General features: G+C 73.4%; 20 protein-coding genes. All 20 read right to left on the bottom strand.

The genetic code is table 11. The features are described 5' to 3' along the window. Positions 1 to 195: 195 nt before the first annotated feature. Positions 196 to 1,458, bottom strand: coding sequence for a hypothetical protein (locus O7634_RS20915; protein ID WP_278151806.1), 1,263 nt, complete (start codon positions 1,456 to 1,458; stop codon positions 196 to 198). Next, positions 1,455 to 2,357, bottom strand: a complete 903-nt coding sequence (locus O7634_RS20910) for a sulfotransferase domain-containing protein (protein WP_278151805.1) — start codon at positions 2,355 to 2,357, stop codon at positions 1,455 to 1,457. Before O7634_RS20910 ends, O7634_RS20915 begins: the two co-directional genes overlap by 4 nt. Positions 2,358 to 2,365: 8 nt before the next feature. Continuing rightward, positions 2,366 to 3,970, bottom strand: coding sequence for a polysaccharide biosynthesis C-terminal domain-containing protein (locus tag O7634_RS20905; RefSeq protein ID WP_278151804.1), 1,605 nt, complete (start codon positions 3,968 to 3,970; stop codon positions 2,366 to 2,368). Then, complete coding sequence (locus tag O7634_RS20900; protein WP_278151803.1) at positions 3,967 to 5,331, bottom strand: O-antigen ligase family protein; 1,365 nt, start codon at positions 5,329 to 5,331, stop codon at positions 3,967 to 3,969. The genes O7634_RS20905 and O7634_RS20900 overlap by 4 nt, the downstream gene beginning before the upstream one ends. Positions 5,332 to 5,333: 2 nt before the next feature. Further along, the gene (locus O7634_RS20895; protein WP_278151802.1) at positions 5,334 to 6,935 is read right to left on the bottom strand and encodes a lipopolysaccharide biosynthesis protein; all 1,602 of its coding nucleotides are present in this window, start codon (positions 6,933 to 6,935) and stop codon (positions 5,334 to 5,336) included. Then, complete coding sequence (locus O7634_RS20890) at positions 6,928 to 7,443, bottom strand: DapH/DapD/GlmU-related protein (protein WP_278151801.1); 516 nt, start codon at positions 7,441 to 7,443, stop codon at positions 6,928 to 6,930. The genes O7634_RS20895 and O7634_RS20890 overlap by 8 nt, the downstream gene beginning before the upstream one ends. Before the next feature lie 134 nt (positions 7,444 to 7,577). Continuing rightward, entirely contained in the window at positions 7,578 to 9,515 is a 1,938-nt protein-coding gene (locus O7634_RS20885; protein ID WP_278151800.1) for a hypothetical protein, read from the bottom strand. A 222-nt stretch (positions 9,516 to 9,737) separates the two neighbouring features. Beyond that, positions 9,738 to 11,438, bottom strand: a complete 1,701-nt coding sequence (locus O7634_RS20880) for a glycosyl hydrolase (RefSeq protein WP_278151799.1) — start codon at positions 11,436 to 11,438, stop codon at positions 9,738 to 9,740. Positions 11,439 to 11,683: 245 nt separating this feature from the next. Further along, positions 11,684 to 12,511, bottom strand: coding sequence for a shikimate dehydrogenase (locus O7634_RS20875; RefSeq protein WP_278151798.1), 828 nt, complete (start codon positions 12,509 to 12,511; stop codon positions 11,684 to 11,686). Next, complete coding sequence (gene mltG / locus O7634_RS20870; protein WP_278151797.1) at positions 12,511 to 13,707, bottom strand: endolytic transglycosylase MltG; 1,197 nt, start codon at positions 13,705 to 13,707, stop codon at positions 12,511 to 12,513. The genes O7634_RS20875 and mltG overlap by 1 nt, the downstream gene beginning before the upstream one ends. Next, positions 13,707 to 14,165, bottom strand: a complete 459-nt coding sequence (gene ruvX / locus O7634_RS20865; RefSeq protein ID WP_278151796.1) for a Holliday junction resolvase RuvX — start codon at positions 14,163 to 14,165, stop codon at positions 13,707 to 13,709. The genes mltG and ruvX overlap by 1 nt, the downstream gene beginning before the upstream one ends. 72 nt (positions 14,166 to 14,237) lie before the next feature. Continuing rightward, positions 14,238 to 16,916, bottom strand: a complete 2,679-nt coding sequence (gene alaS, locus O7634_RS20860) for an alanine--tRNA ligase (protein WP_278151795.1) — start codon at positions 16,914 to 16,916, stop codon at positions 14,238 to 14,240. Beyond that, positions 16,913 to 17,218 (bottom strand): hypothetical protein, encoded by a 306-nt coding sequence (locus O7634_RS20855; RefSeq protein WP_238648898.1) that lies wholly within the window; start codon positions 17,216 to 17,218, stop codon positions 16,913 to 16,915. Before O7634_RS20855 ends, alaS begins: the two co-directional genes overlap by 4 nt. A gap of 25 nt (positions 17,219 to 17,243) precedes the next feature. Then, complete coding sequence (locus O7634_RS20850) at positions 17,244 to 17,708, bottom strand: DUF948 domain-containing protein (protein ID WP_278151794.1); 465 nt, start codon at positions 17,706 to 17,708, stop codon at positions 17,244 to 17,246. 157 nt (positions 17,709 to 17,865) lie between these two features. After that, a complete protein-coding gene (locus tag O7634_RS20845) occupies positions 17,866 to 18,561 on the bottom strand; it encodes a hypothetical protein (RefSeq protein WP_278154034.1) in 696 nt (231 codons plus the stop codon). Positions 18,562 to 21,065: 2,504 nt separating this feature from the next. Further along, positions 21,066 to 22,604, bottom strand: a complete 1,539-nt coding sequence (locus tag O7634_RS20840; RefSeq protein WP_347404275.1) for a replication-associated recombination protein A — start codon at positions 22,602 to 22,604, stop codon at positions 21,066 to 21,068. A gap of 74 nt (positions 22,605 to 22,678) precedes the next feature. Then, positions 22,679 to 22,891 (bottom strand): hypothetical protein, encoded by a 213-nt coding sequence (locus O7634_RS20835; RefSeq protein ID WP_278151793.1) that lies wholly within the window; start codon positions 22,889 to 22,891, stop codon positions 22,679 to 22,681. A 134-nt stretch (positions 22,892 to 23,025) separates the two neighbouring features. Beyond that, positions 23,026 to 24,318 carry an MFS transporter gene (locus O7634_RS20830; protein ID WP_278151792.1) on the bottom strand — a complete coding sequence of 431 codons (1,293 nt, stop codon included), beginning with the start codon at positions 24,316 to 24,318 and terminating at the stop codon, positions 23,026 to 23,028. Beyond that, complete coding sequence (locus O7634_RS20825) at positions 24,315 to 24,923, bottom strand: helix-turn-helix domain-containing protein (protein ID WP_278151791.1); 609 nt, start codon at positions 24,921 to 24,923, stop codon at positions 24,315 to 24,317. Before O7634_RS20825 ends, O7634_RS20830 begins: the two co-directional genes overlap by 4 nt. 71 nt (positions 24,924 to 24,994) lie before the next feature. After that, the gene (locus O7634_RS20820; RefSeq protein WP_278151790.1) at positions 24,995 to 25,807 is read right to left on the bottom strand and encodes a sugar nucleotide-binding protein; all 813 of its coding nucleotides are present in this window, start codon (positions 25,805 to 25,807) and stop codon (positions 24,995 to 24,997) included. Positions 25,808 to 25,881: the final 74 nt, after the last annotated feature.

The raw sequence follows: 25,881 nt of genomic DNA, 5'->3' as shown, positions 1-25,881 counted from the left end.
CTTGGAGTTTCCGTCCATGCCAGGCAGAAGCAGATCACACGTTCACCGGCCGCTGAATAGCGCGACCGGACGAGCCGACGATCTCCACACCGGACGATCCGGCGCGCCGATCGGCCCAGGCCCATCGATCGTCGTCACCACCTGCTATTTTGTCGTCACTCTACGGCGCGCCCCCGACGCCGAGATTCCTCCGGATCAACCGCTATGTCTTTTCTCGATGACGTCCAAGAGTCCGGGATGCAGCGCCGGGTTCCAGCCCGCCCCCGCGTCGGCCAGTCGCCACGTCCGCAACCACATCTCCACCAGGTACGCGTCGGCCACCAGGCGACGCCGCGCCGCGTCGAGACCGAGCCGGTCGCCGTGCCGGTCCAGGTGCACGTCCACGGCCGCCGCCGCGACGTCGGCCGGCTCCCCGCGCAGCACCAGGGCGCGCTGGAACGCGTCGTGCGCCAGGTCGAAGCCGACCGGCACGTCCGGCCCGCTGTGCTCCCAGTCCCAGGCGACCAACCGACCGGCGTGCCAACCCAGGTTCCAGGGCACCCAGTCACCATGCCAGTGACCGAACTCCACGGTGGTGTCGCCATGCCGGCGGACCAGCGCGGATACCGCGGCGACCGCCCGCGCGCCGGCCGGCTCGACCGAGGCGGCCCGACCGGCCTGGTCGGCCAACCGGCGCAGGAACGTCGAGTCGGCCAGTCGTCGGGGCGTACCCGCCGGGCCGCCGCGCCGGGCGACGGCGAGCACCGCCGCGACGCGCGGCGGGTCGTCCACCGGCACCCCCCGGACCGCCGGCGGCAACGGCTCGATCACCGCCACCACCTGCCCGGCCCACGACGTCTCGGTGAGCAGCCTCGGCGGCGTCGGGTGGTCGGCGACACCGCCCACCGTACGCAGTGAGCGCAGCGCCTCCGCCTCCGCCGCGACCAGGGCGCGGGTCGCCCCGTTCCAACCGATCTTCGCGTAACCGCGTGGACGACCGTCGGCGGTGAACAGTTGAAGTGTGGGCTTGCCGTTCGGATCGGGCGGGCGGACCCCGCACGCGGCCAGCAGCGGCGCCCCACCCAGATCGGCCGAGAGCCGCTCGGTCAACAGCAGCTCCCCGGCCGGCGCGCCCACGGGCACCGACACGGTGAGCGTCGGGAAGGGCGCGAGCCCCAGCCGCCCGAACCGGGCCAACCCGCCCAGCACCGCCCGCAGCGCCCGCACCTTCGGTGGACGCAGGGCGTTGTACGCCAGCAGGGACGCCGCCCCGGCCCGGCGCGCGCCCAGCGGCACCAGGAACCGGGCCCGCGCCACCGACGGCACCACCGCGTACCGGGCCACCGCCCGGTGTCCGGCCGGCGGCGCCCCGCCCACGCTCAGCCCGACCCGGTCGTCCGGGAACACCGCGCGGCTCACCCAGCCCAGACCGTCCACCCGGGAACGCGGATCGGAGGCCGGGCGCAGCCCTGTCGTCACGCCGCCCGGTCCGCCCAGTCGAGGTCCAGCCCGAGCCGCTGACGCAACGCGTCGTTGTGGGGCCGGTAGTAGTCGGTCAGCTCGGCACGCACGGCCGGGTCCAGCGGCGCCGACCGCCGGTCGTTGTAGACCTTGAAGTCGGGCAGGTCGTACGCCGGCAGCCCGAGGAAGTCCAGGGTGCGCCGGTAGGTGGCCCGCGCGTCGCGGTAGAGGTCCTCGCTGGGCAGGAAGAGGATCTGCTCCCGGGCGAAACGCTCCAGCCACGGCTCCAGGTGCTCCAGGTAGCGCCCCCGCGCCCGGTACGTGTACCAGTCGTACGCCTCGCTGAACGACTCCGGCTCGGCGATCAACCGCTCCCGCTCCCCCGCCGTACGCTCCGGCTCGGCCGCCAGCGCTGCGGCGAAGTCCAACGGCTCGATGCCGTGGGTGCGGCGCTCCTTCCAGTGCGAGTACGCCCGCTCCACCGGATCGCGCAGCAGCACGATCAGCTTCACCGTCGGCATCAGCGCGGCGACCCGCTGCGCCGCGAGCGGGTGGAACATGTAGAGCGGGGCGGCCTCACCGACCCGCACCGGCCCGCCGTGCCGCCGGGCCAGGGCCTCCCGCTGCCGCTCGGTCGGAAAGTGCGAGCGGTACCAGGACTCGCCGCGCCCCCAGTGCTCCTCGAAGTAGTGCGCCGACTTGGTGTTCCACGCCGGGAAGAGCCGGGGCACCAGCGGGTGCTGGATGAGGTAGTTCCACAGCGAGGTCGTACCACCCCGCTTGGTGCCGATGATCAGGAAGTCCGGCAGCGGCCGGCGATCACTGGTGCGCACACCGTAGTCGACGAGCGACTCCTTCACCCGGGTGGTCACCTGGGTCGGGACCAGCTGCTTGACCCGGTCACGAATGGACGCCACGACTGACCTCACCTGCCTCTCGTCGATGCCGTGGCGGGCTCGGCGGCCGCGGCCGCGTCGGTGCCCCCACGGATCTGCCTCATGGTGCCCCGGATGCCCGCACGGACCCGGGGCAACGTCAACATGCCGACGCAGCCGGCCAGCAGCACGGCCAGCGCCACCGCGAGACCGGGTAGCCCGCGACCACCGGCCAGCACGCCGACGCCGGCGGCCAGACCCACACCGGCGACGGTGGCCGCCGCCGCGCGCGCCGTCGCGACGTCGACGAGCGGCTCCCGCACCACCGAGCGGGCGAACGTCGCGGCGGTGAGGTTCTCGGTGGCGATGCCCACCGCCCAGGCCACCGCCGCTCCCGTCGCCCCGTGCTCGGGGATCAGCCACAGACCCAGCGACACGGTCACCGTCAGCCCGGCCACGGTGGCCACCAGGTGCAGCCCGCTGCGCCCGCCCATCAGCAGCAGGCTCTGCACGTTGCCCACGCCGGTGTTGACAAGCATCGCCACCGCGAGCACGGTCATCGCCGGCACCCCGGCGGTGAACTCCGGCCCGAAGAGCTGGAGGAAGGCGAGCGCGAACACCGCCAGCAGCAGATAGACCGGCCAGGACAGCACCAGCCCCCACCTGGTCAACTGCCGGTGCACCGCCGCCGCGGCGGCCCGTTCGCCGCGCCCCAGCAGCCGGGACAGCTGCGGCGACACCGCCACCCGCAACCCCTGCATGGCCAACTGGCCCGCCAGCACGTAACGGCCGACCGCGCCGAACACGCCGGCGTCCGCCGGCCCGGCGAGCACCGAGGTGAGCAGCACTCCCACCCACATGTTGCCGGCGTCGATGGCGGCCGAGGCGGCTCGGGGCAGAGCGAAGCGCCAGAACGCCGACCAGTCGGCGCTGTGGGGTCGCAGCGTCGCGCCCCGGCCCACCCCGAGCGGCCCGGCGACGAGCGTGAGGCAGGCCAGCAGCGCCAACGCCGCCGGCACCAACCAGCCGGTCATGCCGGCGAGCAGCCCACCGCCGGCCAGCGCGGCGGCGCCGACCAGCACCGGGCGGGCGACCGGCAACAGGAGGAACTGCACCCCGACGTACGCCCGGATGGGTCGCACGCAGCGCAGGGCGGCCAGCAGCAGGGTCATCACGACCACCACCGGCACCGCGGCGAACGTGACGGTGAGCAGCGCGTCGCCGTTCGCGAGGGAGTCGCCCAGCAGCCGGGGCGCGAGCGCGTCGGCGGCCAGCGCCCCCGCGCCGGCGACCAGCAGCGCGGTCACCAGCGGCGGGATCAGCGCCACCGGGAGCACCCGGGCCGCGTCACCGCGCACCCCGAGGGCGCGCCGCGGCAGCGCCCACATCAGACCGGTCTCCGCACCGAGCGTGCAGATCGCGGTGGCGACGGTGACCACCCCGATCGCGGCGAAGAACGCGCCCGCGCCGGATGTGCCGTACCCCCGCGTGATCACCACGGCCAGCACGAACCCGAACAGGCCGCTGGTGGCCGCGCCGAGCAGCCCGGCCACCCCGCTGCGGGCGCTGCGCCGGGTCTCGGCCGAACCGGCGGCCTCCGGCGTCGCCGGACCGCCCGGTTCGGCCCCGGCCGGCGGACGGGTGGCGGCGGTCACGCGGGCACCGCTGTGGCGCGCCCGGCCGGCGGCAGGGCCACTGCCGCGACCGCGCCGGTCCGCCGCTCGCGTTCGGTGAGCGCCATCGCGAAGGCGACAGCGAAGAACGCGACGGCCAGGTTCTGGTTGGCCATCCCGTAGAACGGGATCTGCACCAGGCAGACGACCGGCACCACCGCCAGCCACTGCCCGGCCGCCGAGGTCGCCCGCGCGCAGATCACCGCGGCGGCGACGAACCAGGCGAGGAAGCAGATCAGCGCCGGTACGCCGTGGCTGAACAGCACCATCCACAGCTGGCCCTGGGTGCCGATGGGGGCCGCCGCCGACACGGTGTCGACGTTCACCGGAGCGCCGTAGCCCAGCCACGGCGACTCCTGCACCCGACGGATCACCTCGGTGTAGAGCGAGAGTCGGTCGGTGTTGGTGTCGCTGGAGTCGACCCGCTTGTTGATCAGGTCGGCGATCGGGATGAACAGCGTCGCCACCGCTCCGATCACGACAACGCCGACGATGGAAGCGGCCACCCGCACGTTGCCGCGCAGGCTGGCCCGCACCCCGAGCACGGCCAGCCCGGCGCCGAGGCTGAGGAACATCGCCCGGTTGAGGGTGAGGAACGCCGGCGCGAGCGACAACGGCAGCGACGCCAGCAGCGCCCAGCGCAGGATGCCCTGCCGACGCAGCATCGTGAAGGCCACCACGCAGGGCAGTGCCATCGCGTACGCGCTGCCGTAGTTGTTCGTGTACGCGAACGGCGCGGCCGGCCGGTAGATCGGGTTGAGCGAACGGTCGCTGTATTCGGCGGTGGTGAGGTGCACCATGTCCTTGATGAACGGGGTGCCGGCCACCCCGCCGGGCAGCAGCACCTCCATCGGGGTCGTCATGGCCAGCCGGGGCACCAGCACCCCGAGCCAGCCCAGCGCCACCAGCCCGAACCAGAACGCGCACAGCGGCGTGAGCACCGCCACCAGGCTGGCACGTTCCCGGGCGGCGGCGTACACGTAGACGCCGACCACCAGAGCGGTCAGATAGAAGGCCAGGCGCAGGGCGAACGTGAGCAACGAGGCGGGCGACGCCAGTTGGGTGGCGCTGACCACCACGATGCCGAGGAACAGCAACCAGATGCCGATCGCCGGCGGCAGCGGCACCCGCCCGCGGGTGAGCAGCAGCGCCAGCAGCAGCGCGCCCAGCAGCGGCCAACCCAGGTAGAACGCCCCGAGCAGCCACCAGAGCGGCACCAGGCCGAACATCAACGCGAGCGGCCAGAGCGGCAGTCGCGGCGGTGCGGGGGGCGGTGCGGGCGTCGGCGCGGCCGGGACGCCCCCGGGTGGCGGTTCGGTGGCCGGGGCACGGGTGACCGACACGCTCAGGCCCGGCCGTTGCGGGTGAGCACGAACCCCAGCGGGGTGACCCCGGCGGCGCGCAGCCGCTCGACCAGGCGTCGCAGGTCGCTCTGGCGGGTGCGGTCCCGCTCGACGACCACCACCGCGCTGCCCTGCCGGGCGACCGCCACGCCGCGCTCGTCGGACTCCGCCGGTGGGGCGTTGAACAGCACCAGACCGTGGTCCGCGCCCTGCCGCCAGGTGCCGAACCGGACGCTGCCCACGCCCACCGCCACCTCGTCCGGGGCCACGACGCGCGCGTTGTTGTCCGGGCGGGCGGACGACACCCGGGGCAACGTCAGCGTGGCGTCCGGGTCGGTGGACGGGCGGGCCCCGAGCGGGTGCGGTGAGGGTCGGCGGGCGGGCGTGCCGTCGGCGCCGCCGCTGCCGGTCGGCACGCTGCCGGCCGGCCGGGGCTTGGGCACCAGCGGCCGGGACGGGTCGATGGGCAACCGTCCCCGGTCGGCGAGCACGCTGGCGCGCAGCCGCTCGATCCGACCGCTGTCGTCGGCGACGAAAACCTCCCGGCCGTCGGCGGCGAGCGCGACGGCGAGGCCCGCGGTGAGCGCTGTGGCGTCCTCCCGCGCGGTGAGGAGCGCGACCCGGGCGGGTGGGCGGACCCGCTCGGCGACCGCCATCGCCACGTACCGGACGTCGGCGTCGACGGCCCGGGGGCTGCCCCGGAACGCCGGGCGGCGCACCGTGCCGAGCAGCGGGAGCCCGGAGGCGTCCCGGCCGTCCGCCACCGAGCGGACCCGCCGGTCGGTCGACTCCCAGAGGTACGCGAGCACGACACCGATCAGCGCGCCGCCGAGCAGGCCGGCGACCAGGTAGAGCGGTCGGTGCCCGGCGGAGGTGACGAGCGCCTTCTCCGCGCTCTGGGTGACCCAACCGGGGTTGACGTCGACGGCGGCGATCTCGGTACGGGCGGCGTTGAGTTGGGTGAGCTGGTTGTTGATGCCGGCCAGCTCGGCCACCAGCGCGTCGCCGGCGGCGGTGTCCTTGGCGCTGTTCGCCCGCTTCTGCAGCGCGCTCTGCTGCGCCGCGACCTTGGTGATGCTGGCGTCGTAGGAGCGCAGCATCTCGGCGCGCTGCTGCTCGTACATGGCCCGTCGCACGCTCAGGTATGCCTCGGCGGCCATGTTGGCGCTCTGCACCGCCCGCTGCGCGTCGCGCGCCTGGTAGGTGAAGCGCAGGATCTGCCCACCGGTGGGCACCTCGACCTCGAGCGCGTCGCGGACGTTGCGCGGGTCGGCGCCGGCCGCGTTGGCGAGTCGCTGCACCACCTCGGTGCCGGTGGCGATGCCGCTCTCCACGTTCATGTTGACCGCGCGGTCGGCGCCCGCGCCGCTGGGGGTGAAGGCGTCGGTCACCACCGGCCGGACCGCGACCACGGCGCTCGCGGTCAACGCCGCCGGAACCAGCAGCACGTAGCCGAGCGCGGCGAGCAGGCCGACCAGGGCCGCCGCCGCCACCAGACGCAGCCGGTGCATCGGCACCCGCAGCAGGTCGGTCAGTGTCACCGAGCGGGCGGAGTCGGCCGACGAGCCGTCCGTGGACCAGGTGCCGGGCGCTGCGTCAGTCATGGAACTTCTTCACCGTCTGTTGAGGATTACCGACGACCACCACACCGGGTGGCACGTCCGTGCGGACCACCGTCGCCGCGCCCACGACGCTGTCCCGACCGACCCGGACGCCCTTGAGGACAAGGGCGTGCGCGCCGACCCAGACGTTCTCCTCGAGGACGATCGGAGCACGGGTGAGCGGGCCGGGCGGTTCGTGCCGTTGCTCCGGGGGCAGGTTGTGGAAGTCGTTGTCGAGCAGCTCGCAGTCCGACAGCAGGCACCGGTCCCCCACCGTGACCGACGTCCAGGTGCCGATCCAGGTGGCGTTGAGCAGGCAGTCGGCTCCGACGTGAACCTCGCCGGGGCCCGCGAAGCGGACGAGCTTGTTGAGCCGGGTCCGGTCACCGATGGTCACCCGTACGCCACGGCGCAATCGGATCCGACCACGGATCTCCACGTCCCGGCCGAGCGTCAGCCGCCGGTAGCGCAGGCGGTACCAGCGGCGTTTGACCGCGAAGACCAGACGCACCGCGCGACTCGTTCGGATGCCAGCGGCGGCGTGCAACGACGACCCTCCCCCACGTCACGGGGCCGGCGGCGGTGGGACCCGCCACCGGCCCAACGTGAACAATCTACCGATGCTCCGTTACAAACTGTCGACCCTTACTGTACGGAGAAGAAGGTCGATGGGGTAGACCAGGACAACTCGGGCGTCGCCGTGGCGATGACCGCTGCCGTGGTGCCGTTGACCGCCACGCTCGGCGCCGCCGTCGGGTCGAACGCCACGCTCCGCAGCGCGCCGTCGGTGAAACCGTAGACGATCTTGCCGTCCACCCAGGCCATGCCACGCACGCCGGACCAGGTCACGCCGCTGGTCGGCAACGTGAACTCGGTGGCGCCGAGGTAGTTGCCGTCGATCTCGAAGTAGCGGTAGTAGAGGTTGTTGGTGCCGGTGCGGGTGTAGTAGAGCCGACCGTCGAGATAGAAGGCGCCGGTCAGCACCGCCGGGTTGAACCAGTCGTTGTAGCCGGACGCCTCCCACGGCGTGCCGATCGCGCCGCCGTTGAAGAGCGACACGTCGATCCGACTGCCGGTGGGCGTGCCCGCCACCGTGTGCGACCAGTAGATCCGGTCGTCCACCCGCCAGGTCGCGCCGGCCGCCGTGTACGCGGGCTGGCTGACGGTTTCCGGGGTGCCCAGCGCGGCGCCGTCGAACGGCACCCTGGCGAGCGTGCCCGCGCCGGTGCTCAGGTAGAGGTTGCCGGTGCTGCCGCTGGGCGGGTTCTTCGGCGTGAAGGTACGACCACCGGCGAGCGGGAACATGCCGAGCCGGCCGTGGTACTCCTCGCCCATACCGTCGGAGTTGTGCCCGAAGTAGAGGCCGTCCGAGCCACGCCACAGCACCGGCACCGAGGAGCCCCAACTCGAGGTGCCCGCCGGCATCGAGGCGCTGCCGCTGCGCCGCGGGTTCCAGTTGACCGGCAGGCCGGTCGCCGGGGTGACCGCGGCGATGCCCAGCCGGTCGATCGCGCCCGGACCGGCGTTGTCGCTGGCGTTCGGGTTGTTCAACCAGCGGAAGTGCCCGCCCAGGTAGATCACGTTGTCCGCCACCTCGACCGAGGTGATGGTGTCGTTGCCGGTGTAGTCGACCCAGGTGCCGAGCTGGCCACCGCCCCGCGCGGCCGTCTCGAAGCGGACCAGGGCGTCGCAGTACGCGGCCGGCCAGCCGGCGCCACCGTTGGTGCCCACCACGAACCAGCTGCCGTCACCACCGAACTTCACGTCCTGCACGTAGTGCACGAACGTCGCCGGAGACGCGCACGGCGGGACGAACTTGTCGCTGCTCCAGTCGATCAACGTCGGGGTCCCGGAGACGTCCACCAACGCGATCTGGTTGCGCGACACACCGTTGACGAGCATGAAATTGCCGCCGACGACGAGCGTGTTGCCGTCGGGCGCGACGTCGATGGTCCAGACGTACGACGTGGTGTTGTGCCGCCCGACGGTGGCGTCGATGACGAACGTCGGGTCGATCGCGCCGGTGCTCGCGTTGAGCCGGCCGAGGCCGACGTGCGCGGTGCCGTTGAGCCAGTTGAACGCGCCGGCCACGTACAGCCAGTTGCCGTGCAGGGCCAGGTCACGGACCGTGCCACCGTCGGAGCGCCCGACCCAGCTGTCGATGGTCGCGCCGGTCGACGGGTTCAGCGCCACCAGGTTCTTCCGGGAGACCCCGTTGACGGTCTTGAACGCGCCGCCGACGATCAGCGTCCCGTTCGGGCCGGCGACCAGCGTGTTGACCGCGCCGTCGAGCACCGGCAGGAAGGTCGTCGACATGGTCCCGGTGGTCCGGTCGTACGCGAAGAGGTAGCGCTGGGTGACCCACGCGGAGGTGGCGGTCTGCCGGAGCTGGGTGAAGCTGCCGCCGACGAAGACCGAGTTGCCCACCTGCGCGAAGGCGCGGGTCTCGCCGTCCCGGGCGTGCGGCGTGACGTCGGCGGGATTCGCCGACACCAGGGTCGCCGTCTCCGGGACCGGCACGACCGCGGCCGACGAGGTCGTGGGTACGCCCAGAACCGCGGCGGTGATCGCCAACGCGACCACCCCCGCCCGAGTACGACGTCGTCCTACCGAACGCCACAAGTGCGAGAGTCTGGGCACGCTGCGCCTCCAAGATGGATGAGAACCCGAGGTAGCGTGCCTCGTCCAGCCTGGTAAGCAAAATCCGCCGATTGGGCGGTGCATGAATCCGCAAGCCGACAGAACGCCGGAGGATCGGATCGGCCGACCTCCGGCGAACGCCGCGCCGTCAGAACTTTTCGATCGTCAGCGGCTACCCCCGGTGGGTTGCCGCAGGTAGGGGTCCCGACCGGCCTGCGCGAACCCGGCCACCGCCGCGGCGTCGTGGTTCATCGTCATGTCGCAGGTCGAGGTGCGGGTGGTCATGCCGGGCGAGTTGAAGTAGATCGCGGCCTTGATCTTCGGGTGCGCCTTCAGCGCCGCCGGGAAGTCCTGGAACCAGCGCTGCTTGGCGCTCGGGTCCTTGGCGTCGAAGTTGGTGCCGAACTCGGCGAGCATCCGCGGCTTGCCGGCGCCGACGCCGTTGTCGTCCAGCCACTTGTAGAAGCCACCGATCGTGGTGCTCGGGCTCTTCCACACGGTGCTGCCGTTGCAGACGTGGAAGTTGTACGGGTCGTAGCCCACCCAGTCGACGTACTTGTCGCCCGGGTACAGACCGGCGTACCGCGAGTAGTGCCCGGACCAGCCCATCATCGTCCAGACCCAGACGGCGTTGGTGGCGCCGGCCCTGACGAACCGGTCGTGCACGTGGCGCCAGGCGCGCACGAAGTCGGCGTCACTGCCCTTGCTCGGCTCGTCCTCGGGCTCGTGGTCGAAGCCCATGAAGACCGGCGTGTCGGTGGCCCGGATCCGGCCCGCGACCGCGTCGATGGTGCTGTCCAGCCGACCGCTGTAGACGTCCGACCACTTCAGGGTGGTGCCGGCGGAGAAGTCGCGGGACTCCCAGGCGAAGAACATCAGCCGGCCCTCGCGCATCTGCTGCACCTCGTACGCGTCCGGGAAGGCGCCGTTGCTGCCGGCGTTGGAGAAGTCGTGGTAGCGGTGCACGATGTCGAACTTCCGCCCGACCTGCGCCTCCACGTCGGCGACCGCCTTGCCGTGGTCCCAACCGCCGGACGCCCCGGCCGGTGAGTACATGCCCCACCAGGCGCCGCAGGACGGCACCAGCTTGTCCGAGACCGAACCGCATCCGGCCGGCGGCGTGGCGCTGGCGCTCGGGGACGCCGTCCGCGTCGGCGCGACGGTCGGCGACGGCGTGGGCGACGTGGTCGGTGACGTGCTCGGCGTCGGCGGCGGCGCCGGCCGGGTGGGCGTCACCGGCGACGGCCGGGAACCGAGGTCGTAGCTGATCGTCAGGCTGGGACGCAGGTCCGGGTTGCGGTTCTCCACCGACGCCCAGTAGATCCGGCTCTCCAGACCGCTCTGGGCCAGCGAGACCGTCCAGGTGCCGTTGCCGGTGACCAGCTTGGAGACGTCCCACTCGTTGACGCCCTTGGCGACCTGGTCGATGCTGTCCAGCACGACGCCGGGCGACACCAGCGGAGGTCGCGCCTCCCGGGCGCTCAGCGGCGAGGCGTGCGCGGTCACCGTGGCGGCGAACTGCTGCCAGGCGTGCATCCGCAGCGTCGCCCGGATGTTCACCGCGTTGGCCGGCACCGTGGTCACCGCGAACTCGATGACCGCCGTGCGGGCGCCACGCGGGTTGCCGTCGCAGCGCGTCGCGCAGGTGGCGAGCGTCGTCTTGGCCGCGTTGTCGCCGTCCTGCGGCACCGCTGTCGCGGTGGTGTCCGCCGCCGCGCGGATCGAGAGGTCGTCGTCGGCCAGCAGCGGCATCATGGTCGCCACGATGCCGGCCACCACCGACCCACCGATCACGCCGATGGCGATCGCCTTGCGCCGGGGTCCGGAGCGGAACCGGGTTATGCGGTGCAGTCCGTGCCTGGTCAAGGAAACTCCCTGTGTCTGCGTCCGTAACGGTGAGCAGCGTATCGATGACCAGGACAGGCGGCCGGTAGGACAGTTTTCCGTAAGCGCGTCTTAACCGTCAGCTAAGAAACCGTCTCAGGGACGGGACGCCCTGGCTGCGGGCCGATCGAAACCCGCCACACACCCTGCCCGCGCGGCACTCGTGACGTCAATGGCCGGGTGGGACCCCCGGCGCGAGCCCGAGGACCGCCCGACTGTTCGATCCGTCAGTCGGCGCGGGCGGCGGTCAACGCGGCGGCCATCGCCGCGGTCGGCGCGGCCACGCCGGTGAACTGCTCGAACTGCCCGACCGCCTGGGCCAGCAGAAGGTCCAAACCGGACACCACCCGGAGGCCGGCCGCGACGGCGGAGGCCGCCAGCGGGGTCGGCCACGGGTCGTAGAGGGCGTCGAAGAACACCGCGCCCGGCCGCCAGGCCACCGCCTCGGCCAACGGGTCGGCCACGCCCCTGGGCACCGTGGAGATCACCACGTCGGCGGCGGCGAGCGGTCGGGGCGCGTCGGCCCAGTCGGCGGGGGTCAGCGTGACACCCAGCGCGTCCACCACCGGCCGCAGGTCGTCGACCGCCTCGCGGCGACGGGCGACCACCGTCACGGAGGGGCAGCCGAGCTGCGCGGCGGCGGCGAGCGCGGCGCGGGCCGTCCCACCGGCCCCGAGCACCGCCACCGCCCCCGCGGGGGCCACCCCGGCGTCGGTCAGCACCCGCACCATGCCGGCGACGTCGGTGTTGTCCGCGTACCAGGACCCGTCCGGACGGCGTACCAACGTGTTGGCCGCGCCGACGGCGGCGGCGACCGGCGAGACCTGCGCGGCCACCGCGAGCGCCGCCTCCTTGCCCGGCATGGTCACCGACAACCCGGCCCACTCCGGCCCCAGGCCGGCGACCAGATCCGGCAGCTCCGCCGCCGCGCACTCGATCCGGGTGTACGACCAGCCGGTCAGCCCGGCGGCGGCGTAGCCGGCGGTGTGGATCACCGGGGAGAGCGAGTGCGCGATCGGCTTGCCCACCACCGCGGCCCGCCGTCGAGGCGTCATCAGATGATGCCGGCCTCGCGGGCCCTGGCCTCGTTGCGCTGGTGACCCTCGTAGGTCTCGGCGAACGCGGAGTGCCCCTGCTTGTCGATCGCGACGAAGTAGAGCCACTTGCCCGGCGGGGGCGCCATCGCCCCCTCCAGGGCTTCCTTGCCGGGGTTGTTGATCGGGGTGGGGACCAGGCCCTTGAGCTTGCGGTTGTACGGGTTCTTCGGGTCGTCCAGCTCGGAGGCGGTCATCTGCGCCGAGGTCTTCGTCGGCTTGCCGATGGACTCCAGGTAGTAGTTGACGGTGACGTCCATCTCCAGGCAGTTGCACGGGAACTCCCCGTACACCCGGTTGTAGGCCACCCGGGCGACCTTGCCCAGGTCGTCCTTGTTGCCCGCCTCGGCCTGAGCGAGGGAGGCCACGATCAGCGCCTCGTACGGGCTGACCCCACCCCGCTCCTTCTGCACCCGGTCGGCGAACGTCATCTCGCCGGTCACCGACAGGAAGCGGTTCACCATCAGCTTGAGGATGCTCTGCGCGGTGGACTTCGGCGGGATCTCGTAGGTGTCCGGGAAGAGGAAACCCTCGACGGACTTGACCGACTTCTTGCCGTCGGCGCGCGTGAACCACCAGTCCGGGATGCCGAGCCCGGCGGGGTTCTTCGCGGCGGCCTGGAAGTCCTTGACCGGGATCTTCGTCTTCTCGGAGAGCAGCTTGTAGATGTTGAGGCTGGTGCGGCCCTCGGGGATGGTGATCCCGTTGACGATCTTGTTCTTCAGGTCCAGCATCGCGGTCACCGCGTTCGCCGCGCTCATCTGCTTGCGCAGCTTGTACGTGCCCGGCTGGATGTTCTTGCTGCGCGAGTTGGCCTCGGCGGCCTCGACGAACGCCTTCTGGCTCTTGACCACGTCGGCGGCCACGAGAGCGTCGGCCATGTCGGCGAGCAGCGCCCCGTTCTTGATCTCGACGGTGACCTCACCGGCCCCGGAGCCGTCGTAGTCGGGGGTGACGAAGTAGTTCTGGATGCGGTCGAAGCCGTAGAACGCGCCGCCGCCGATGCCGCCCAACAGGATCAGGGCCATCAGCAGAGCCAGGACGGTCTTGCCCCGGCCGCCGCCGGACCCGCTCTTGCGGTTGCGGAAGCCGCGCCGGTGCCGCCCCTTCTCACCTCGCTCCGGCTCGTCAAAGCCAAGATCCAGATCGTCGATCATTACGTCCGCCTCCGCTGCGCGTCCAGCCAGCTCTGCAGAATCTCCACCGCGGCCGCCTGATCGACAACCGCACGTTGACGTTTACCTCGGACGCCACGCTCGGCAAGCCTACGAGAAGCCACCACCGTCGACATCCTCTCGTCAGTGAGCGTTACCGGGACAGGGGCTATCACATCGACCAGTCGGTCAGCGTACGCCTTCACCTGGACGGCCGCAGGGCCAAGTTTGCCGGCGAGGTTGACCGGAAGACCGACGACAACCTCGACGGCCTCGTGCTCGGCCACCAGCGCGGCCAACTCGGCGAGATCGCTCGGCACCGCGTCCGGCGCCGCCGTCAGGTCGCGCGCCAGCGTGACCAGCGGCGTTGCCAGGATCCCGGACGGATCCGACCGGGAGACCCCCACCCGCACCTGACCGACGTCCACACCGAGCCGCACCCCACGCGTCAGCTCAGCCACCGACGGTCACCGCCGGGCGGGTACGAACCAGGGCGGACCGAACGGCCCGCCCTGGCTGACAGTGATCGACCATCACGCCTCGGTAATCGCCTTCTCGACGGTGAGCAGCAGGTTCGGCGCCTCGGTCGCGGGCAGACCACCGCCCTGGGCGAGGTCGGGGCTGCCGCCGCCGCGCCCGGAGAACGCCGCCTTCACCAGATCCGACGCCGCCAGGCCCCTGCTGCGGGCCGCCGCGTTGACGGCCACCACCAGCGACGCCTTCCCGTTGGACCGGGCCGCCACCGCGACCACCGCCGGCCGCGCCGGGTCGATCTTGCCGCGGATCTCCTGCGCCAGGGTGCGCACGTCGTTGCCGGCCGCGCCCTCCGGCGCCTCGGTGCCGACGTACGCGACCCCGCGCACGTCCCTGGCCTGCGCCGCGAGCGCCGCCGCGCCACCCAGCACCAGCTGGGCGCGCAGCTTCTCCAGCTCCTTCTCGGCGTCGCGCAGCTGGGTGACGGTCTGCTCCACCCGGTCGGCGACCTGGTCGTTGGGCACCCGGTACAGCTCCGCCAGCCGGGAGACCAGCAGGTGCTCGCGGGCCAGGAAGCCGAAGGCGTCCATGCCGACCAGCGCCTCGACCCGGCGGACACCGGAGCCGATCGACGACTCGGAGAGGATCTTCACCAGGCCGAGCTGGGCGGAGCGGGCCACGTGGGTGCCGCCGCACAGCTCCCGGGCGTAGTCGCCCACCTCGACGACCCGCACCTCCTCGCCGTACTTCTCGCCGAAGAGCGCCATCGCGCCGATCCGCCGCGCCTCGTCCAGCGAGGTGATGAAGGCGTGCACCTCCAGGTCGGCCAGGAGCACCTCGTTGACCTGCTGCTCCACGTCGCGCAGCACGCTCGGCGACACCCCGGTCGGGGTGTTGAAGTCGAACCGGAGCCGGCCGGGCGCGTTCAGCGATCCCGCCTGCGTGGCCGACTCGCCGAGGAAGTTGCGCATGGTCTGGTGCACCAGGTGGGTGGCGGTGTGCGACCGGGAGATCGCCCGACGCCGGGTCGTGTCGATCTCGGCGAAGCCGGCCTCACCGGTGCGTACCTCGCCACGGACCACCCGGGCCCGGTGCACGATCAGGCCCGGCACCGGCTGCTGCACGTCGAGCACCTCGACCTGACCGCCACCGACCGTGATCATGCCCTGGTCGGGCTGCTGACCACCGCCCTCGGCGTAGAACGGGGTGGTGTCGAGCACCAGCTCGATGGTGTCGCCCTCGGTCGCCGCCTGACGCGGGCCGTCCACCCCGATAAGCGCCCGCACCGTCGACTCGCGGGACACCTCGCTGTAGCCGGTGAACGTCACCGGGCCACCCGCGTCCAGCACCGAGCGGTACGCGGACAGGTCGACGTGGCCGGTCTTGCGGGCCTGCGCGTCGGCCTTCGCCCGGGTGCGCTGGTCGGCCATCAACCGGCGGAAACCCTCGTCGTCGACCTTCAGGCCCTGCTCGGCGGCGATCTCCAGGGTCAGGTCGATCGGGAAGCCGTACGTGTCGTGCAACTGGAACGCCTTCGCCCCGGACAGCGACGTGCCACCCGCCGAGCGGGTCTCCGCGATCGCGGTGTCCAGGATCGTCGTGCCCGCCCGCAGGGTGGACAGGAACGCCTCCTCCTCCGCGTACGCGTAGTCCGCGATCCGGTCGAAGTCGCTCGCCAACTCCGGGTACGACGGGGACATGCAGTCCCGCGCCACCGGCAGCAACTCGGGCAACGCCGGCTCCTGCCAGCCCAGCAGCCGGACCGAGCGGATCGCCCGACGCATGATCCGGCGCAGCACGTACCCGCGGCCCTCGTTCGACGGGGTCACCCCGTCGCCGATCAACATCAGCGCGGTGCGCACGTGGTCCGCGATCACCCGCAGTCGCACGTCGTCCGGGTGCGACTCGCTCGCCACGTGCCCGGAGTGCGCGCCGTAGCGCTTCCCGGTCAGCTCCGCCGCCCGGGTCAGGATCGGCCGGACCTCGTCGATCTCGTAGAGGTTGTCGACGCCCTGCAGGATCGAGGCCATCCGCTCCAGGCCCATGCCGGTGTCGATGTTCTTCGCCGGCAGCTCACCCAGGATCGGGTAGTCCTCCTTGGTCGTGCCCGGACCCCGCTCGTACTGCATGAACACGAGGTTCCAGTACTCCATGTACCGGTCCTCGTCGACCGCCGGACCACCCTCGGCGCCGTATTCCGGACCCCGGTCGTAGAACAGCTCCGACGACGGACCACACGGCCCGGGAATGCCCATCGACCAGAAGTTGTCCGCCTTGCCCCGACGCACGATCCGCTCCGCCGGAACACCGACCGACCGCCAGATCTCGAACGCCTCGTCGTCGTCCAGGTAGATCGTCGGCCAGATCCGCTCCGGGTCCAACCCGTAGCCGCCCTCGGCGATCGGCTTCGTGGACAACTCCCACGCCAGCGGAATCGCCCCGGCCTTGAAGTAGTCACCGAAGGAGAAATTGCCGTTCATCTGGAAGAACGTGCCGTGCCGGCTGGTCTTGCCGACCTCGTCGATGTCCGGGGTGCGCAGGCACTTCTGGACACTGACCGCCCGCTGGTACGCCGGCGTCTGCTGACCCAGGAAGTACGGCACGAACTGCACCATGCCGGCGTTGACGAACAGCAGGTTCGGGTCACTGATGGCGGGCAGCGGAGCGGACGGCACCACAGCGTGACCATTCGCCTCGAAGTGCGCGAGGTACCGCCGCTTGATCTCCGCCGTCTTCATCGCTGGTGTTCCTCCGGAAAGATGTCTCGATCGCCGATCCGCGGGTCTTCCCGCAGGTCGGCGAACTGATCGTCGAACGCCTCGCCCTGGGCGAACGCCTGGTGGATCTCCTGCTCGCGCTCGGCCATCCCGACTCGGACGTCCTCCACGAAGCTACGCAGCGACTCGACCAGCCCGCCAGCGGATTCGGTCAGCGTGCTGGCGATACCGGCCGGCGTGTACGCCTGCGCGGTCCGGGTCGCCTTGCGGACCACGATCACACCGACGGCCACCCCGATACCGAGCCAGAACAAACGCCTCATATCTCGCTGCCTCCCGGTGCGTCGATCAGCGCTCGCCGCGCCGCGCGGCCCGACGCTGCTGCTTGATGGTGTCGCGCACCTCACGCTCGGTCTCGGCGCGCCGCCGACCAGCGGCGGCCTTGCGCACGCTGTAGCCGAACGCCGCCACCTTGACCAGCGGGTTGGCGGCGGCGGCCGAGACGACAGCGGCCAGGTTGGCGATGTTGGCGGTGACGTTCTGCGCGTGGCTGGTCATCGTGTCGACCTTCGCCAGTTGGAGGTTCACACCGTCCAGCGAGGTCTGCACCTGCTCCAGTGCGGTGTTGACGTTGCGCACCGTGGTGTTCACGTCGCCGAGCAGCGGCCCCGTCCGGTCGTTGAGGTCGTTGATCATGCGAGTGGTGGCGTCGACCGTGTGCCGCAACCGCAGGATGGGCAGCGTCAGGATGAGCACCAGCACCGCGAACGCGCTCGCCGCGATCAGCGCCGCGATCGCTCCAATGTCGCCCACGCCTGTCCTCCTCAACCAGCTCAAGCGGAGTTCCGCAGGACCCGACGTCCCCGGAACGCACAACGATGGCACCCCTACCGGCCGCCGGGAGCCCGGCGTCACCGCTGGCGGACGCGCCCGCCAGCCCCAGACCCTACCGTCCGTGATGGAGGCCGGCTCACGACGGTGAGGGTGTCAGCTCACCCAACGGATCGGCGCTGACCGTCGGGAACGGATCCTCGCCGGTCAGTGACGGATCGGTGGCCGGCTGCGGCCTGGTCCGCTCGTCGTCGATCGCGTTACGTACCTTCACCGACACCAACGAGCCGGTGCACCCGGCCGCAGCGGGCGGCGCGTCCTCGGCCGGCGGGACCGCCGGTTCGCCGTCCACCGGTGGCGGCAGACAGGTCGGTTCGCGTACCCACAGGTCGAGCGTCAGCTCGTCCCGACGCCAGCACGTGTAGCTGCCCTTCGTCTGCTGCTCCGGGCAGCGGCTCACCCGCCACGGCCGCCAGCCGTCCTGGCGCAGCGCGTCCTCGTAGACCTGGGCCGTCTCCTTCGGCGCCTTCTCCGAGGTCACCGTGCGCTCACGCAGCCGGCAGTCGAGCAGACACCAGCGGCTGCCGCTGACGTCGTCGACAGTCTTCGCAGCCGCCCAGGCGGGTACGTCGAGCTGGTCCAGGTTGTCGAAGACCGGGTCACGGCTCAGCGTCCGGATGCCGAAGAAGAGCGGCACCGCGCCGAGCAACACGACGCTGACCAGCACCAGCACCGCCGCCCGCAGGCGGCGTCGTTCCCGCGTCTCTCGACGCGCCTCGGACCGGGCGCCCGGTGCGGCGTCGTCGTCCGACGGGTCCTGGCCGGCGGCGCGCAGCGCGGGCTCCTCGACGGGCTCCGGCACCGGCCGGTCCACCGGGCCGGACGCCGACGGCACCACAGCGGCGGCACGGGCCACGCCGACCGGCTCTCCGGCACGTCCGGGCGGCGGCACGGGCGCGGCACCACCCGGCTCTCCGGCACGTCCGGGCGACGGCACGGCGGCGACACCGCCCGGCTCGCCGCGGCCGGGCTCGCGATGCGGAGGCAGAGCACGTCCGGCGGGTCGGTCGGCGGGTGTCGGTCGACCGACTGGCGCGCCACCACGGACCGGTCCGGGAGGCCCGGCGGCGACATCGGGCTCGCCGCTCACCCGGGCGTCGACGGCGGGCGGCTGCGGACCACCGGGCGGACGGACGGTGGCGCGAGCCGGACGAGCGGGCCCGTCCACACCCGGCGGCACGGCCGCACGACCCGGGCCGTCCGGACGGGTCGCCGCGCGCGGGGGCAGGTCGACACCCGGTCCGGTACGGGGTGGGCCGTCGGACCCGACGGCTGGCCCGTCACCCGGGACGGGACGGGCCCGTCCGGGCGGGGCCGGGCGCGCGGCACCGCGCGCCGGAGCGCCGGGACCGGGTCGCCCACCCGGGGAGGGGTCGTCACCACGGTCGCCCGCGAGCCCGGGGCGAGCCGGACCGGCCGTGCCGTCGGGGCCGGTCTCGGCCTCGGGACGACGCCGCCGGCCGGTCGGATCGCCGGCGGAGGGGTTGTCCGGGCCGGGACCGACCACCGCACGACCACGCCGTGCGGTCGGGTCGGCGGGGCCCCGGGCACGGGCCGACCGCTCGTCCGGCGGATAGCTGTGGGCCCGCTCTCCGGTCCCGCCCGGAGCGTCGGCCCGGGCGGCACGACGACCGGTCGGTGCGTCCGCGCCCGGACCAGCCGGCGGGACAGCGGCACGACGACCGGTCGGCGCGTCCGCGCCCGGGTCGACGGGTGGGCCCGTGGGTCGGCGGACGGCGGTGCGCTCGGCGGCCGGGTCCGGCACGCCGAGTCGACCGGACGCCGCGTCGGCCAACTCGGCCGGACCGGCGGGCGGCGTCGGACGGCGACCCGCATCGGGTGGGTTGGCGCCCCGGCGGTTGACCGTCGGCAGGCCCGGGTCGGTGTGCGGCAGACGCCCGGCCTGGCGCAGCCAGTCGGCGGGCCGCTCCGGGCGGTCGGTGCGGGGCTGGCCACCGGCGAGCGTGCGGGGCTCCGGGTCGTCGGAGACGACGCGGCGGCGGCCGGTGCCGTCGGGCGGGCCCACGACCGGCGTGGCACCGCTGTGCCCCCCGGCCGCGGGAGGCACCGGCGGGGCGTTGCCAGAGCGCGGCACGACCGGCTCGTCCGGCTCCGCGGCGTGGCGACGTCCGCCGCCGACCGGGCGGGAGCGCTCGGCGGCTCGCCGCCCGGCGGGCTGCGGCGCGCCGGGGTCGGCCGGGCCCGGACGGCGCCGGGCGGTACGCGGGTCATGGTCGATGGCGGGGTCGGTCCGCAGGCCCTCCGTCGCCGGTGGCACGGCAGCAGCACCCGCCGGCCCCCCGTCGACGCGCGACGAGCCGGCTGGACCGGCTGGGCCAGCGACCCGAACGGGGTCGGTTGCCGGGCCGCCCGCCCGGCGACCCGCGACGACGCCACCGGGCGGCGGCAGGGGACGACCGGGCTCAGCGTGCTCCGGGCCGGGTCGACGACCGGGCTCGGCGAACTCGGGGCCCGATCGCCGGCCGGCCGGGCCGGCGTCCGGACGGCGCAGCGGCGGCACGCCCTCCGGGTGCCCCCCGGGCACGGCGGCGTCCGGACGGCGACCGGGCGCGACGGCGGCATCCGGGCGCGGGCCCGGCGCGACGGCGTCGGGATGGCGGCCAGCCGGGGCACCGGAGGGCGGTGGGCCGACCGGGGCACCGGGTGGCGCCGCCACGGCCCGAGCGCGGGGCGGGCCGACCGGAGCGTCGGGAGCCGGGCGCGGCGGACCAGCCGGGTCGCCCCCCGCCGGCCGGGCGCCGGCCGCCGACGGCGGCACGGCGGCACGGGCCCCGGGTACGGGCGGCGCACCGCGCCGCGGCGCGGAACCCGGAGTGGGTGGGCCGGGGTTCGGCGCGGCGGGCGGGCGGTCCTCCGGGCGGCGGCCCGCCGGGGCCTCCCCCGGCCAGGGGCCGTCGACGGGCCGACGGGCGGGCCCGCCCGGGTCGCTCTGGCGTGGGGCCGGCGGCACCGGGGAGTCCGGCCCAGGTCCACGCACACCGGTCGGGCCGGCCGGCGTACCCATCCGTGGCCCGGCCGGTTCGGGCGGTGGAGTCGCCCGCGCCGGGCGGCTCGGCTCTGCCGGAGACCCGTCCGGGCCCAGCTCGCCGCGTTGCTGCTTGGCCGAGCGCAGGTCGTCGATCCAGCCGAACTCCTCGCCGGCGACCGGCTCCTCCGGCTCGGGCTCGGCGGCCCGGCCGCGACCCCAACGGCGCGCCTTGGCGCGGGGATCACGCCGCTCGTCCGGGCCCTCGTCCGGGCGGTCCCCACCACGCGATCTCACTGTTGACCCTCTCCTGCGGCCTCGGTGCCGCTGTCCTGCGTCGTGCCGGAGGCGCCCGTTCCCGTCGGCGGACTGTCCACCTCGCCGGTAGGCGTCGGCGGCGTCCGCGGCGTTACGGGCGGCTCGCTGCTCTGCTGCTGCGCTCGGGTGACCGGTGCCGGCAGGCCACGCACGATCCGGCGCAGCACCGGCAGCCGCGCGGCCACCGACCGTTCCGCGCCGTGCGGGCCGGGCTGGTAGTAGTCGGTGCCCACCAGGTCGTCCGGGACGTACTGCTGGGTGAGCACCCCGCGCGGGTCGTCGTGCGGGTAGCGGTAGCCGGTCCCGTGGCCCAGCCCGCGGGCACCGGCGTAGTGCGCGTCGCGCAGCCCGCGCGGGACCGCGCCACCACGACCGGCCCGCACGTCGGCGATGGCGGCGCCGATGGCGGTGGTGGCCGAGTTCGACTTGGGTGCGGTGGCCAGGTGGATCACGGCCTGGGCCAGGTTGAGCTGCGCCTCGGGCAGCCCGACGTACTCGACCGCGTGTGCCGCCGCCGTCGCGACGGACAGGGCCGTCGGGTCGGCCATGCCGACGTCCTCGCTGGCGAAGATGACCAGGCGGCGGGCGATGAACCGGGCGTCCTCACCGGCGACCAGCATGCGCGCCAGCCAGTGCACGGCGGCGTCCACGTCCGAGCCGCGCATGCTCTTGATGAAGGCGCTGACCACGTCGTAGTGGGCGTCACCGTCGCGGTCGTAGCGCACCGCCGCCACGTCGACCGCCTGTTCGGCGGTGGCCAGGTCGATCTGCCGGCCGCCGAGCGCCGTGGCGGAGGCGGCCGCCGCCTCCAGTGCGGTCAGCGCCTTGCGGACGTCGCCGGCGGCCAGCCGGACCAGGTGCTCCTCGGCCTCGGCGGTCAGGGTCAGCGCGCCGTCCAGGCCACGCTTGTCGGCGACCGCGCGACGCAGCAGACCTCGCACCGCCTCGTCGTCGAGGGGTTGCAGGGTGAGCAGCACGCACCGCGACAGCAGCGGTGAGATGACCGAGAAGTACGGGTTCTCGGTGGTCGCCGCCAGCAACGTGACGGTCCGGTCCTCGACGGCGGCGAGCAGCGAATCCTGCTGGGTCTTGCTGAACCGGTGCACCTCGTCGATGAAGAGCACGGTCTGCGGGCCGCCCGAGCGTCGCTGGCGGCGGGCCGTCTCGATCACCGCCCGCACGTCCTTCACACCGGCGGAGAGCGCCGACATGGCGACGAAGCGTCGGTCGGTCGCCCCGGCGACCAGGTGCGCGATGGTGGTCTTGCCGCTGCCCGGTGGCCCCCAGAGGATCACCGACATCGGCGCGCCGCCGGAGACCAGCTGGCGCAGCGGGGCGCCCGGCGCGAGCAGGTGCTCCTGCCCGACCAGCTCGTCGAGGGTCACCGGCCGCATCCGGACCGGCAGCGGCGAGTCGTCGGCCACCGCGGTGAAGCCGTCGACACCGGCGGGACCCTCGGGCGCGCTGCGCGACCCGGCGGGTTCACCGAGGGAGAAGAGGGCGTCGGACTCCATCACGAAGACAGTACCGGGCCGGGCCCATGACGCCGGAATCGCGCCGTGGGCCCGGCACCGGTGATCGCTTCCGGTCAGCCGCGACCGGGGCGCCGACCCCGGTACCAGCGGCCGCCGCCACCGCCACGCGGACCGCTGCCCACGCCGGCCAGGTAGAGCGAGAGCAGGAGCAGCCCGATGAGGACGAGGGTGTTCCAGTTGAACAGGTCCGGTGCGCCGAAGTCGGTGTCGAGCAGGTCGAGCAGCAGGGCGAATCCAAAGACGATGGCCGCGAGAATGGCGAACATGTCGGTCCTCCGGTGGGGGTTCCCAGTAGGTCGGCGCGGGATGTACCCAATCGGTCGACCCGCCAATCTCCACGCTGGACCGCACCATCCGAGGCGGGCGCGCGGTCCCGTCCGGGCGGGACCGCGCGCTCCGCTCAGGTGTCGACGGAGGTGGGTACGGGGACCGGCTCGACGGGAGCGGCGGATCGACGGCCGGCCAGCCAGGCGGGCAGGTAAAGCGGGGCGGCCACGGCCAACACCACGGCGCCGACCACCATCGCGGTGCCGACGCTGGTGGCGGCGGCGAGCGCCGTCAACACCACCCCACCGAGCGCGCCGGCCGGCTGCGCCATCATCGAGTTCAGGGAGAGCACGCTGGTCCGGTACGGCCCGTCGACCTGCCGGTGCAACAGCCCGCTGTGCAGCGGGTTGGACGCGCCGTGCACGGCGTAGCAGGCCAGGTAGGCCACCAGCACGCCGACCGGCCCGGCCAACAGCCCCATGCCGACCACCGTCACCCCCTGCAGGACGCGCAGCAGGGCCGCGCCGGGGGCGGCACCGCACCAGCGCAGCAGCAGCGGAGTCACCGCCGCGCCGGCCGCCGACGCGATCCAGGCCGCCGAGTTGGCCGGCCCGAGCAGCGCGGCGGCACGTTCCGGGTCGCCGACCACCTCGGCGAGCCGTACCGGCAGCAGGGACTCGAAGGTGACCATGCCGAAGCCCCAGAACAGCTCCACAGCGACCAGGGCCAGCAGCACCCGTGAGCGGCGCAGCAACCCGACCGCCTGGCCGATCATCCCGGGCGCCTGCGCCACCGAGGCCCGCAGCGCCGGCAGTCCGGTGGCGGGTCGTCGCTCGACCAGCAGGACGAGCAGCGCGACCAGGGCGACCGCCTGCGCGAGGATGGCGGCCAACACCGGCAGCGTGAGCGCGCTGACCGGCCCGACCGGGCCGAGCGCGACCAGGCCACCGCTGAGCAGCGCGCCGGCGCCGATGGCACCGCCGATGACGGTGCCGGCGTGCCCGAGGCCGCGCTCGTACTCGGCGTCCGGGTCGGCGGCCAGCGTGGCATCGACGTACCAGGACTCCAGCGGGCCGCTGTCCAACGCCCGGTAGATCCCCTGCAGGGCCCAGACAACGAAGAACAGCACGAACGAGTCGGCCATCGCGAACAGCGCCAACGAGGCCAGGTTGAGCACCCCGGCGGCGATGAGCACGGGCCGGCGGCCGAGCGCGTCGGCGAGGCCACCGGTGGGCAGCTCCAGCGCCAGCACCAGCAGCCCCTGGGCGGTGCCCACCAGGCCGATCTGCGGCAGCGAGAGGCCGCGCTCCTGCATCAGCAGGATCATCACCGGGATCATCAGACCCGTCGGCAGCCAGCGCAGGCCGTAGAGCGTGAGGTAGCGACGCCGAACCTGGCGGACGGTCAGCGCGCCCGGCGCGCTCATCGCAGGCCCTCACGCAGCGGGTAGGCGGCCATGAAGACCTGGACCGGCCTCGCCTCCGGATCGACCGCGCCGGCGGCGTCGGCCTCGCGGTGGTAGCGCTCCAGCAGCCGCCACATCTCGGTCTTGAGCTCCTCCAGCCGGGCCGGCGGGATGGTCATGAAGATGTCGCTCATGCCGAAGCCGTCCCGCCAGGCCGGGGACCACTCGTGCTGGGTGGCGAACCAGCGTTCGGCGGTCTCGACGAGGAGGCGCACCTGGTCGCCCTGGATCCACTCGATCGCGGCCCGGGCATCGGGGTCGTCGTCGAAGTCGGTCGGTTCCCAGTTGGTGACGTCGTGCGCCGCCTGCCACCAGCGCTGCCGTCCGCCACCCCGGTCAGGGTCCTCGACCACCAGCCCGACCTCGGCGAGCTGGCGCAGGTGGTAACTGGTCGCGCCGGTGTTGGTGTCGAGCAGCTCGGCCAGCGTGGTGGCGGTGGCCGGACCCTTCACCCGCAGCGCCCCGAGCAGTCGCATCCGCAGTGGGTGCGCCAGCACCCGGACCTGCCGCTTGTCGATTCGGACCTCGCGCGGCGCCGGCCGCGGGGTCGCCTCGTCACTAGCCATGGTTGCACACTATCTCTGCACATTTTCTCTGCACAAGAGTCATGCATAAGAATTGTGCGTTCGAGTGTCGGTCAGTGGGTGAGGAACTCGCGGACGCCCCGTAGCCGGGTCCGCAGCAGGCCGGCGGCGCGGGCCGAGTCCAGGCGTACGTCCAGAGGGCGGGACAGGCCCACGGCGGCTCCGGTGGTGGTCTTGAGCCCGGCCAGGTCCAGGCCGAACCACTCGGCGACCAGCAGGCCCAACTCGGCCCGGCTCACCGGGTCCGGGCCGGCGACGTTGAGCAGACCGGCGTACGACGAGACGACCAGCTCCAGGATGGCGGCGGCGAGGTCGTCCACGTGGACCGGACAGCGCAGCTCGTCGCTGAACAGGACCGCCCGGCCGGCGAGCGCGTCCCGGCAGAGCTGGATCTGCTTGCTGCCCTCGCCCAGGATCAGCGAGGTACGCACCACCGCCGCACCGGGGTCGATCGCCCGCACCGCCGTCTCGGCGGCGGCCTTCGCGGCCCCGTACGCGTGCACCGGCGTGGGCGGGTCGTCATCGGCGTACGGCGTGGGACGACCCGCGTGCAGCGCGTCACTGGACACGTGCACCAGCCGGGCGCCCACCTCGGCGGCGGCGAGCGCGACGTGCGCGGCCCCGTCGGCGGTGACCGTCCAGTCGTCGTACCGGTAGGGGGTGTTCACCACGGCGTCCGGCCGCGCCTCGGTGACCAGCGCGCGCACGGCGGCCCGGTCGGTCACGTCCAGCCGGCGCGCCCGCACACCGGGCTCCACGATCCCGCGCGTGTGGTAGGTGCCCACCACCGACAGGTCGGCGCGCACCGCCCGCCGGCAGACCGCGAGCCCCAACAGCCCGCTACCACCCACCACAAGCACCCGCATCCGGCCCACTCCCCCGTCGATCAGGCGGTTCGCGTCATTCGGCGGACCGATGATGACGCGAACCTCCTGATCAA

The sequence above is a fragment of the Micromonospora sp. WMMD1120 genome (assembly GCF_029626235.1).
Taxonomy (GTDB): domain Bacteria; phylum Actinomycetota; class Actinomycetes; order Mycobacteriales; family Micromonosporaceae; genus Micromonospora.
This window is presented reverse-complemented; position numbering and strand designations above follow the sequence as displayed.